Source organism: Moraxella sp. CTOTU47724, assembly GCF_032014955.1.
Lineage (GTDB): Bacteria > Pseudomonadota > Gammaproteobacteria > Pseudomonadales > Moraxellaceae > Faucicola > Faucicola tetraodonis.
In genome coordinates, this window is sequence record NZ_DALZSV010000004.1 from 52,381 (window position 1) to 62,992 (window position 10,612).

Genomic DNA, 10,612 nt, shown 5'->3' on the forward strand with positions numbered 1-10,612 from the left:
CCGTTGTCATGCGCTGCGCCTTTCAAGCTCAGACTACAAGTGCCTAGAACAAAAGCGCGCCCAGAATAAAAGACTCAAACACCGTAAAAAATCGCCTAAAAAAACAAAACGTGAGCCGAAACTCACGTTTTAACTATACCTTTGGTGGTAGAATTTGTCCACCATTCGGCTACATTAAGCTGTTATATTTATGTGTCAAAAGCTTAAGGGATATTAAGCTCAAGTCAACATCCTACATACCGCTACGGTTAGGCATGAGCCCCTGTCTTTTAGCGTCTTTTAGTGTTTCGCCAAGGCTTCTTCGCGTTTACGGTAACTGATAGAGTTAATCACTGCCCATACGATAAAGGCAATCCCAATCAAACCCGTCACGATTTCTGGCACTTCGATATGCACAGTTGCCAATAGCATGATGACCGCCAACGCGCCAATCGCATAATGCGCGCCATGCTCTAGATAAACAAACTCATCAAGCGTGCCTTTTTCTACCAAGAAAATGGTCATGGATCGCACAAACATCGCACCAATTGCCAAACCGAGCATGATGATAATCACGTCATTGGTAATGGCAAACGCACCAATCACCCCATCAAAACTAAACGACGCATCGAGTACTTCTAGATACAAGAAACCTGCGATACCGCCTTTGGCAATCGCGCCAGCGACTTCTTTGCCTTCAATCACATCGGGGGTTGATTCATCATCATCGTCCGCGCCTTCTAAAAGGCTTGATAACACATTGGTTGCTAGATAAATCAAAATACCAAACACACCTGCAGTCAATACCGCGGCTTTACGCGCTGGATCTACCCAAAACAGTGCTATCATCAATAACGCCAATGCCACAAACACGCTCATGGCATCGACTTTGCCAAATCGTGCCAATTTACGCTCAAGCCATTCAAACCACATCACTTCTTTTTCATCAAAGATGAAGTTTAAAAAGACGAGCAACAAGAACATACCACCAAATGCGGCAATCTCAGCATGGTGCTCAATGAGCTTTGCCGAGTATTCTTTCGGGTTGTTGAGTGCCATGTTGATGACATCCATCATGCCCATATCCGCAGTCACCGCGACGATGACAATCGGAAATACCAGACGCATACCAAATACCGCGATGAGCATACCCACAGTCAAGAAAATCATTTTCCAAAACTTATCCCACGTTTTGAGTACCGAGGCATTGACCACCGCATTATCAAACGACAGTGAAATCTCCATCACTGCCAAAATCAGCGTGACAAACAGCGCCGACATCATAGTGCTAACGCCACCATGTGAAAAACCCCACCACGCTGCAATTGCCAGCGCAATCGTGGTAAAGACAATATCAAAATAAAAATGTCTCATAACAATCCTACAAATTGAAAAAATTAACGGCTAATAAAGTCATCTAACGCGTAAGATGATTGGATGTGCTTATCTTACACAACTATTTGTTCAATCATACTACAAATGTGTTACCAAACAATTGATTGCATGCTTAAACCATGCATTATGGCAAATATTCGCCAACTTGGTGCATTTATGGGTACAATAGCGACTTTTAATTTTTTAAACCAAGCGCTGACTGCAAAATATTGCGATTAGCCTGTGTTTAAACCCTGTTTGGAAGCGTCGCGGTATGTTAGAAAACTTTATCACCCTTGTTCTGATTCTTACCCCCTTGGTGGTCGGGTTTTTGCTGCCATTACCGCAACGATTCATGCCGCTGGTAGACAAGCTACTGACCAACTTGGTGTTTGTGATTTTAACCTTTATTGGTCTTTCGTTGTCGCAGATTCCTGACTTATGGGCGCAGATTGGGTTTATTGGCACCAATGTGGCGATATTGGCGATTTGTACCCTAGGGGCAGGTTTTATCAGTTTGCTGATATTTGACAGGCTGCATCCTTGGCAACGTGCCCTCCCCCATGAGCATAGCCAAGCAGGTTTTAGCATCACCGGAAGTCTCGTTCAGTTGGGCTGTGTGGTATTGGGTTTTGTACTAGGCAAATTATTGCCAATAACGGATTTGCCGATTGATGGCATCATCAAGGGCTTGTTGATTTTGCTGATTTTGTTGGTGGGTTTTCAGTTGTCGCATTCGGGGATGACGTTGCGGCAGGTATTGGTCAATAAACGCGGCGTACAAGCCTGTGTGATTTTTTGTCTCAGTGTGGCAGTCGGTGGTTTAGTGTATGCACTGATAATGCCTGATGTGACCTTTACCCAAGGCTTAGCGCTATCCTCTGGCTATGGCTGGTATTCGTTGTCGGGAATTATCATGACTGATGCGTATGGCGCCGTTTGGGGAAGTGTGGCATTGCTCAATGATTTGTTACGTGAGTTCACGGCGCTACTGTTTATCCCTATGCTGATTCGCAAATACCCAACCACGGCGGTGGGTTTAGGCGGGGTGACCACCATGGATTTTACCTTGCCGGTCATCCAAAGCTCAGGGGGAAATGAAGTGGTACCGCTTGCCATGAGCTTTGGATTTTTGGTCAATATCATCTCACCGGTGTTAATGGTGGTATTTTCAAGTTTTGGCTAATAGCACAATCCTTATTAAATTAATATGCGCAAAACTCAACTTGTTGGTCGCCATATGGACTGCGTACTGTCACATAATGCAGACCTTTCATGATAGATAAGTTTAGTAAAAAACATTTGTTTGTGTTATTAGCCCAATAAAAAACCCCGCTCATGTCGTCACACAATCGGGGTTTTCATATTCGCTAATACGATTATTTTTGCTAGTACAATTATTGGGCTAACGCAGGATAATCCGTATAGCCCTCTTGATCGCCACCATAAAAAGTGGCTGGGTTTGGTTGATTAAGCGGCGCATTCTGGTGAAAACGCTCAACCAAATCTGGATTTGCGATATAACTGCGACCAAAAGCTACCGCATCAATTAAGCCATCACGAATCAGCGCGTCTGCTTTTTCTGCGGTATAGCCACCAGCACCGATAAGCACGCCGTGATAAGCATCACGAATTTGGCGACGGAATTCTGCGGTAAAGGGTTTTCCACCTGCCCAGTCTGGCTCAGAAATATGTAAATAGGCTAGGTTAAAGCTATCAATCAGTTTGATGATTGCTAACGCATCGTCTTCGCTACCGGCATCCACGCCATTGAATTGACCCAGTGGCGAGATACGGATACCCACTTTATCACTGCCAATGGCGTTAGTGACTGCGGTTAAAATTTCTTTCAAAAAGCGCATACGGTTCTCTAAGCTACCACCGTATTCATCGCTACGTTGGTTGACGCTCTCATACAAGAATTGATGAATCAAATACCCATGTGCACCGTGGATTTCAATAACATCCATGCCCGCTTCAATCGCATTACGCGCGGCGCTGGCAAAATCATCGACGGTTTGTTTGATTTCTGCGGTGGTCATCTCACGCGCTGGCGTGGCAGTCACACGGTATACTTTGCCTTCGTCATCTTTTAACGAGGTGCGTACCGCATCACCCAAATCCACGGTCGATGCTGATACAGGCGGCTGACCTTGTGGGCGCAAGCTATAATGCGATACTAGCCCCGTGTGCCATAGCTGCATAGCGATATGACCGCCTGCTTGGTGTACGCTATCAGCAATCATTTTCCAGCCTGCAATTTGTGCGTCACTAAAAATACCGGGCGCGCCTGCGTAGCCTTTGGCATCGGCTGAGATATCCGTGGCTTCTGTGATAATCAATCCACTGCTAGCGCGCTGGGTATAATAGGTTGCCATGAGTGGCGTTGGCAAGCCACCAATATTTTTTGTTCCATTTGGCAAATCAGCACTACGCAGACGGGTCAATGGCGCCATAAAGACGCGGTTTGGCAAGCGCATCGCGCCCACGTTAATCGGTGATAGAAGAGCGGAGTAAGACATACATTCCTCGTGATTGTTGATTCATCTTTCGTTGAGTTATTGGACGCTGCTAGCTTCAAGTTATAACAAAAAGTCATAACAAACTTGATAAAAAAATTGTTGCAGCATCCTTGTTTATAAGGATTTTAGACTTATATACGTTGCTATCAAACTTCGTCACAGCATAATTTTCACAGGTTAATCTGCTGTTAGAAGCTTGAGCAAAGACTACGTTTTAGCAAGCATTTGTTTTACAAATCATTTGTTTTTAAAAAGCTTTTGCGAGTTTTAGACAAATTATTGCAATTGCTTTCACTATTTTATTCTATGATAGCGCTGTGTTTGAGCGTAACGTTTACTTAATAAGTGCCATGGTGCATTTTTACAAGTGGCAATGTTTTAACAATAACAATTTCTTAAGGATCGGCATGAATAATTTCCAATATTACAACCCTGTGCGTATCGTATTTGGCGAAGGTCAAATCAAAGAACTCGCCAATCTTGTCCCTGATAATGCCCGTGTACTTATCACCTATGGCGGCAGCTCTGCCAAAAAAACCGGCACACTCGATGAGGTCAAAACCGCGCTACAAGGTAAACAGCGTGAAATCTTTGAATTTGGCGGCATTGAGCCAAATCCAGAATTTAATACCTTGATGAAAGCCGTCGATATGGTACATGCCAACAACATTGATTTTTTGCTCGCTGTCGGTGGTGGTTCAGTACTTGATGGCACCAAATTTGTTGCATTGACTGCCACCTTAGATGACGACAAAGACCATGAAAAAGCGTGGGAAGCATTAAAAGGATATACCCGTGATATTCAAAATGCGCTACCGCTCGGTACTGTACTCACCATTCCTGCAACAGGTTCAGAGATGAATTCAGGCGGCGTTATCAATCATAGTGAGCGTCATGCCAAATTGCCTTTTGGTAATCCGCTAGTATTCCCGCAGTTTTCGATTCTTGACCCTGCCAAAACCTTAACGCTACCTGAGCGTCAAGTGATGAATGGTGTAGGCGATGCGTTTGTGCATGTGATGGAGCAGTATCTGACTTACCCAGTCAATGCCAAAGTCCAAGATAGTTTCTCTGAAAGTCTGCTCAAAATCTTGATTGAAGAAGGCCGTGCCGTCAAAGCCAACCCTAACGACATGGAAACGCGGAAAAACATCATGTGGACAGCGACAATGGCACTCAATGGTCTCATTGGCACGGGCGTACCACAAGACTGGACCACCCATATGATTGGGCATGAATTAACCTCCCTACACGGCATTGACCACGCCCGCACCTTGACCATTGTGTTGCCTGGGGTGATGCGTGAGCTCAAAGATAGCAAAAAAGACAAGCTGCTACAGTACGCCAAAAACGTTTGGCATATCACTGAAGGCAACTCTAATCTAAGCGACGAGGATAAAATCGAGCAAGCGATTGTTAACACCGAAAACTTTTTCCGCGAGCTTGGCTTACCAGTGAGATTGTCAGATGCCGACCTTGATGCGTCTGCAATTGCGCCAATTTTGAGCCAATTAGAAGAACATAATATGGTCAAACTTGGTGAACATCGTAGCAATGATTTGGCAGTATCTGAGCGGATTTTGCGCGCAGCCATCTAATCATCTAATGGTATAAAAAAAGACCTAGCGATTGGCTAGGTCTTTTTTTGTGGTAGCAACAGTTAAAAACCATTGGGATTGGCCAATTCATCATGCCCATCTTTATCAATCACTTTTGGCAGTGGCAATGCCATACCGACACTACTAGGCGTCTCTTGAATCACCACAGGCGGTGGCTGATAACGGGTAATGACTTCATTGCCCTGCTCATCCTCGCTGAGCACATACTGGTAGCCTTTGCGATTAAAGCGTTTAACTAGCCTTTGATACCACCCTGCAAAACCTGTCGTGGGTTCGTTAGGGTTATGATAAAACGCATTCATCACCGCAGGTAGCCCAAGACCACATACCACGCCCGACATCAATACCACGATAAAGGTGTAACCCACCAAAAAGCTGCTATAAGGCTGCAATTCTGGGACGTTAGAAACTGATAAAATCAACGCCAAAGAAATCGCCCCGCGTACCCCGCCCCACGATAAAATCGTCAAACTGCCGTTATAACTGGTTTTTCGGACATCAGATAGCAGGCTAAATGACGCAAAATTTGCCAAAAAACGGGATAAATGCAGACAAATAAATGCCACCACACCACCCAAAATCAACGAGGTATTCAGCTCTAAAATAAATAGCTCCAGACCGATAAGGGTGAACAAAAATGAATTGATAATCCCCTCAATGGCATGCCAAAAGTGATTCACATAGGTGATTTCACCTTCGTCTAAAATCTGGTGCCAACGGTTACCGACAATCAAGCCCCCGACCACACAAGCAATCGGCGCGGAAGCATGCGCATACAATGCCACCAAATACGACCCACACGCCAAAAATGCTGTGGTCAAAATCAGTGACTCCATCTCGTGTTTACCGCTTAAAATTCGCAGCGTCATCTGCCCAAAAAACCAACCAATAACCCCGGCGACCACGATTTCATACAACAACACTTCTACTGTGGTCACGATGCTAAAACCATCACCTTGCAGACCATGCAAAATAGTCATAAATAGCGCAATACACACTGCATCATTGAACAGCGATTCGCCTTCTAGCTTAATCATCAAATGGCGCGGCGCTTTGATAGAGCTAAGCACGCCTTTGATGCCAATCGGGTCAGTCGCGCCCAGTGCCGCGCCCAATAACAACAATACCGCGAACGGAATACTTGCCCCTATAAGCCACTGAAAGCCAAACATAAGGCTTGCAAAAAACAGCGCACACAGTGCCAATGCGATACTTGCCAAAATCCCAATCGGTTTCCAATAATTTTTGAGATCAGACACCTTAAACGTCAGCGCCGATGACGTCAAAATAAAACAAATCACCCCATTGATTAAAAAATCGTAAAAATCGATATCACGCACCGCATTTTGGATACTGGTGATATTGATGGTAATAAACTCGTTGCCATTGAGCAGGCTTGCACTCCACTGCAAAATAAAAACCAGTACCGCCGACACAATGGGCACCCCAATGGCTTGTGGAAAGTCCAAAATCCGCTTGTTAAATAGCGTGGTAATGATGGACAAGGCACAGACAGCTGCCAAAATTTGTAAAAAAATAAAATTTCCCATAGGCGTTTTTTTAGCTCTTCATTCTATAAAACACTGTCACCAAAGCCATTTTTAGCCGTGACAAAGCAAAAATACTTCAACAAAAATAAAACCCTACCACAAACTGTGGTAGGGTTTTACCGTAAGCAATTGTTTGCGCAAATGCAAGCAAATTTTGTGATTAATATCTCTTAAACCGTGTTGGCGACGTGATGCAGCCAGCGCTGAATCATCACATCAAGCACTTCAGGCTTATAGGGCTTGGTACAGTAATCTTGCATACCCGCATTAAGATATACTTCTTTGTCCCCATGCATGGCGTGTGCCGTCACTGCAATAATAGGCGGCAACTGATTGTACGACTGTTTGAGTATTTTGGTGGCTTCCACCCCATCCATGATGGGCATTTGATGATCCATCAAAATGATGTGATATTTGCTAGGGTCAGCTTTATAAAAATTGACGGCCTCTAACCCATCTTTGGCTCGGGTGACTTCATAGCCATATTTTTTTAGGCTTTTGACCACGACCATGGCATTTAGCTCATTGTCTTCTGCTAGCAGAACATGGGCAGGCAGACGTTCTAGCGGTTGTATTGTGGTTTCATCATGACGTTGGTGCCACTGCTGATAGCTGATTTCATCAGTTGCTATCATTGGTAGAGATAGGGTAAAGGTTGAGCCTTTATTTTTTTCACTGGTTACCTTAATCGTGCCGCCCATCCCTTCTGCTAACGCTTTGCACACAGATAGCCCTAGCCCTGTACCACCATATAACCGATGGGTAAACTTATCAGCTTGATTATAGGCATCAAAAATCACTGCCAATGATTCAGGCTTGATGCCAACGCCCGTATCAATCACATTGAATTTGATTTGGTGCTTATCACCGCCATTCATGGCTTGAATGTTCACTTTACCTTGTTTTGGGGTAAATTTGATGGCGTTATTGACTAGATTGATTAAAATCTGTCGCACCCGCACCGGATCGGTGTTGACATATTTGGGCAAGTTATCAGGGTAATCGAAGGTTAGTTCCACGCTGTTGTCTTTTGCAGTGGCTAAAAAGCATTGATACACGTCTTGGCATAGCTGTGCTAAATCAACCGGGATACTCTCAAAACGTATTTTACCTGATTCTACTTTGGATAAATCCAAAATGTCGTTGACGATGGTAAGCAGATGCTCATTGGATGTTTTAATCGATTTGATATAGTGTTGCTGCTGCGTATCAAGCGGTGTCTGCTCAAGCAATTCAAGTATGCCTATGATACCATTCATCGGCGTACGAATTTCATGGCTCATATTGGCCAAAAATGCGGTCTTTACCTCATCAGCGCGCTCAGCTTGGTAACGCTGCTGCCGTAATTTTAAGGTATCACTCACCATCGCCGCCAAATCCGCTAGCACACGTTGTTGATTGGCATCAAAATCTTGATGCGGCTGGTCGTCAATCACACACAGCGCACCCAAAGCAAATTCCCTACCTTGACTGTCGTGAACCACGATGGGTGCGCCAGCATAAAACCGAATATATGGGTAACCGGTAACCAAAGGATTGTTTTTAAATCGGGTATCTTGGTGAGTATCGAGCGTGACAAAGGTGTCGTTTTGTGTAATGGTGTAATTGCAAAAAGCAACATCACGGCTGGTTGAATGTTCTTTTAGACCAATTCTTGACTTAAAAAACTGGATATCAGCATCCAAAAAAGTAATAGCGACAATCTTAGTCCCAAAAAATGCCTTAGCCAAAGCACTAATACGCTCAAATTCGGCTTCTTTGTTCGTCTTGATGATATGGTACTCATCCAATACCGCTAGACGCTGTTTTTCATTGTTTGCTATAGGATATGATATCATCTCATTAGCACCGTCCTACTACGTGATAAAAATTAAACGCTGAGGTTATTTTAACGCTTCAGCAACCAACATCATCCCCACCACTGAGGTCACTGCAACGGCCGATCCATAGCCGCCACAATGCAAACCACCTGTTTGACAAGACTTATCAACAATCGGCGGCTGTGACGAAAAAACACAACGAATGCCGAATTTTTCTTTCATCGCACGATTGATGCCATAATCTTGACGAAGTCGCTGTCTGACTTTAGCCAGTAGCGGATCTTGGTAAGTATCCTTAAGATCTGCCACCTGAATTTGGGTCGGATCCGTCTTGCCACCTGCCCCGCCCGCCATAATTAACTTTAATTTATTAAATCGGCAATGCAGCGCAAGCGCCAGCTTAGCATTCATATCATCGACACAATCTAATACCACAAGCTCTTTACCTGACTGTCTCAGCTGTGATTGCAAAGCACGATTAGGGATTAATAATTGTACGTTATCTTTGCTCAAAAAATCGTCAATCAAATGTAATTTGATATGGGGATTGATTTCTTTGATACGTGCTGCCATGGCTTCAATTTTGCTTTTACCAAAATTGCTATCGGTAGCGGGTAATTGTCGATTGACATTGGAAGCCACTAACACATCCATGTCAATTAATGTCATCTCGCCTACCCCAGTACGAGCCAGTCCCTCAGCTGCCCAAGAGCCCACCCCGCCCACGCCCACCACATACGCATGCAGATTCTCAAACTTACTAAATTGCGCGGCACCATACAGTTTTTGGGTACCCGCAAAACGGCGTTGGTATTGGGCGTCAGTTAATGTCATATCAGGCGTCATATCGGCTGTCATTGTCATGGTTTATGTTAATCTTGGTCAGGGTTTATATTCAATTTGTTTGGGATAGGATACTCCCAGCTGACTTGTAGTGCAGCGCAGCTATTTTGCCACAGTTGCTTGGCGAGTTGTGATTGATCTTTTTTTAATAAGTCTGATAACGCTGTCAACACGTACGGCAGATTGGCAGGTACATTGCGCCTACCGTGCGTCACATGACAGGGTAGCGGCGTAAAGTCTGGGCAGTCCGTCTCAATCACAATAGCATCAAGCCCAACGGTTTTGACAAGTTCTGTAAGGGTATGGCGCAGTTTTTTGGCATTCGGATTGGTCACTTGCCCGGTGATGCCGATTTTAAAGCCCAGATTGACTAATGCTTTGGCTTCTTGGATACCGCCACTAAAACTATGCGCAATCCCACCCTGGGTAAATTTTTGTGCTTTTAACATCTTAATCACATCGCCATGCGCTCGGCGAATATGTAGCAGCGCAGGCAGTTGGTATTGTTTTGCCAATTCAAGTTGCTGAGCAAAAAAATCTTGCTGCCTAGCGTAATTTTCCGCAGTTTTCATCGGCGCAGTAAAAGTATCAAGCCCGATTTCGCCAATCGCAATGGGTGAATATTGCTGAATAAACTGCTCTAGCCGCTGTAAATCGCTATCTTTATGCTCAGTGATATAAAAAGGATGCAAACCAAACGCTAAATGTGCCAAAGGTGTGGCTTTGCCTTGCTGCCCATAGCCTTGCATTTGCTGTTGGCATGCCACCATTTGTGCAAAATACTTTGCTAGAAACCCTATCAAAACCAAACGACGAACGCCGTTATCCCATGCCAATTGTGATTGCATTTCGCGGTCATGATCGAAGCTATCCACATCAAAATGGGTATGCGTATCAATTAATGG

8 protein-coding genes are annotated in these 10,612 nt (G+C 44.5%); 2 read left to right on the forward strand and 6 right to left on the reverse strand.

Annotated elements, in window-relative coordinates; translation table 11 throughout:
* Positions 1-279 precede the first annotated feature (279 nt).
* The gene (locus tag RTR63_RS01855; RefSeq protein ID WP_312522358.1) at positions 280-1,353 is read right to left on the reverse strand and encodes a DUF475 domain-containing protein; all 1,074 of its coding nucleotides are present in this window, start codon (positions 1,351-1,353) and stop codon (positions 280-282) included.
* Positions 1,354-1,627: 274 nt separating this feature from the next.
* Here RTR63_RS01855 and RTR63_RS01860 point away from each other — a divergent pair, with 274 nt between their 5' ends.
* Entirely contained in the window at positions 1,628-2,539 is a 912-nt protein-coding gene (locus RTR63_RS01860; protein ID WP_007115786.1) for a LysO family transporter, read from the forward strand.
* A gap of 211 nt (positions 2,540-2,750) precedes the next feature.
* Here RTR63_RS01860 and nemA read toward each other — a convergent pair whose 3' ends face one another.
* The gene (gene nemA, locus RTR63_RS01865; RefSeq protein ID WP_312522359.1) at positions 2,751-3,875 is read right to left on the reverse strand and encodes an N-ethylmaleimide reductase; all 1,125 of its coding nucleotides are present in this window, start codon (positions 3,873-3,875) and stop codon (positions 2,751-2,753) included.
* A 407-nt stretch (positions 3,876-4,282) separates the two neighbouring features.
* On the opposite strand from nemA, the gene RTR63_RS01870 reads away from it, so the two are divergent.
* On the forward strand, positions 4,283-5,473 hold the full coding sequence (locus tag RTR63_RS01870) for an iron-containing alcohol dehydrogenase (RefSeq protein ID WP_065254145.1): 1,191 nt from the start codon (positions 4,283-4,285) through the stop codon (positions 5,471-5,473).
* A gap of 62 nt (positions 5,474-5,535) precedes the next feature.
* Here the strand turns inward: RTR63_RS01870 and RTR63_RS01875 are convergent, their stop codons facing one another.
* From RTR63_RS01875 to RTR63_RS01890, 4 genes are all read right to left on the reverse strand, one after another.
* Complete coding sequence (locus RTR63_RS01875; protein WP_312522360.1) at positions 5,536-7,044, reverse strand: cation:proton antiporter; 1,509 nt, start codon at positions 7,042-7,044, stop codon at positions 5,536-5,538.
* 170 nt (positions 7,045-7,214) lie between these two features.
* Complete coding sequence (locus RTR63_RS01880; RefSeq protein ID WP_312522361.1) at positions 7,215-8,882, reverse strand: GAF domain-containing hybrid sensor histidine kinase/response regulator; 1,668 nt, start codon at positions 8,880-8,882, stop codon at positions 7,215-7,217.
* A gap of 45 nt (positions 8,883-8,927) precedes the next feature.
* A complete protein-coding gene (locus RTR63_RS01885) occupies positions 8,928-9,728 on the reverse strand; it encodes a tRNA threonylcarbamoyladenosine dehydratase (protein WP_472796579.1) in 801 nt (266 codons plus the stop codon).
* A gap of 8 nt (positions 9,729-9,736) precedes the next feature.
* Positions 9,737-10,612: TatD family hydrolase (locus RTR63_RS01890; RefSeq protein WP_312522362.1), on the reverse strand; the 876-nt coding region annotated here is incomplete at its 5' end.

Coding starts and splice junctions, on each gene's coding strand:
- RTR63_RS01870 (WP_065254145.1), top strand. CDS start 4,283: ATGAATAATTTCCAATATTACAACCCTGTGCGTATCGTATTTGGCGAA.
- nemA (WP_312522359.1), bottom strand. CDS start 3,875: ATGTCTTACTCCGCTCTTCTATCACCGATTAACGTGGGCGCGATGCGC.
- RTR63_RS01880 (WP_312522361.1), bottom strand. CDS start 8,882: ATGATATCATATCCTATAGCAAACAATGAAAAACAGCGTCTAGCGGTA.
- RTR63_RS01885 (WP_472796579.1), bottom strand. CDS start 9,728: ATGACAATGACAGCCGATATGACGCCTGATATGACATTAACTGACGCC.
- RTR63_RS01875 (WP_312522360.1), bottom strand. CDS start 7,044: ATGGGAAATTTTATTTTTTTACAAATTTTGGCAGCTGTCTGTGCCTTG.
- RTR63_RS01860 (WP_007115786.1), top strand. CDS start 1,628: ATGTTAGAAAACTTTATCACCCTTGTTCTGATTCTTACCCCCTTGGTG.
- RTR63_RS01855 (WP_312522358.1), bottom strand. CDS start 1,353: ATGAGACATTTTTATTTTGATATTGTCTTTACCACGATTGCGCTGGCA.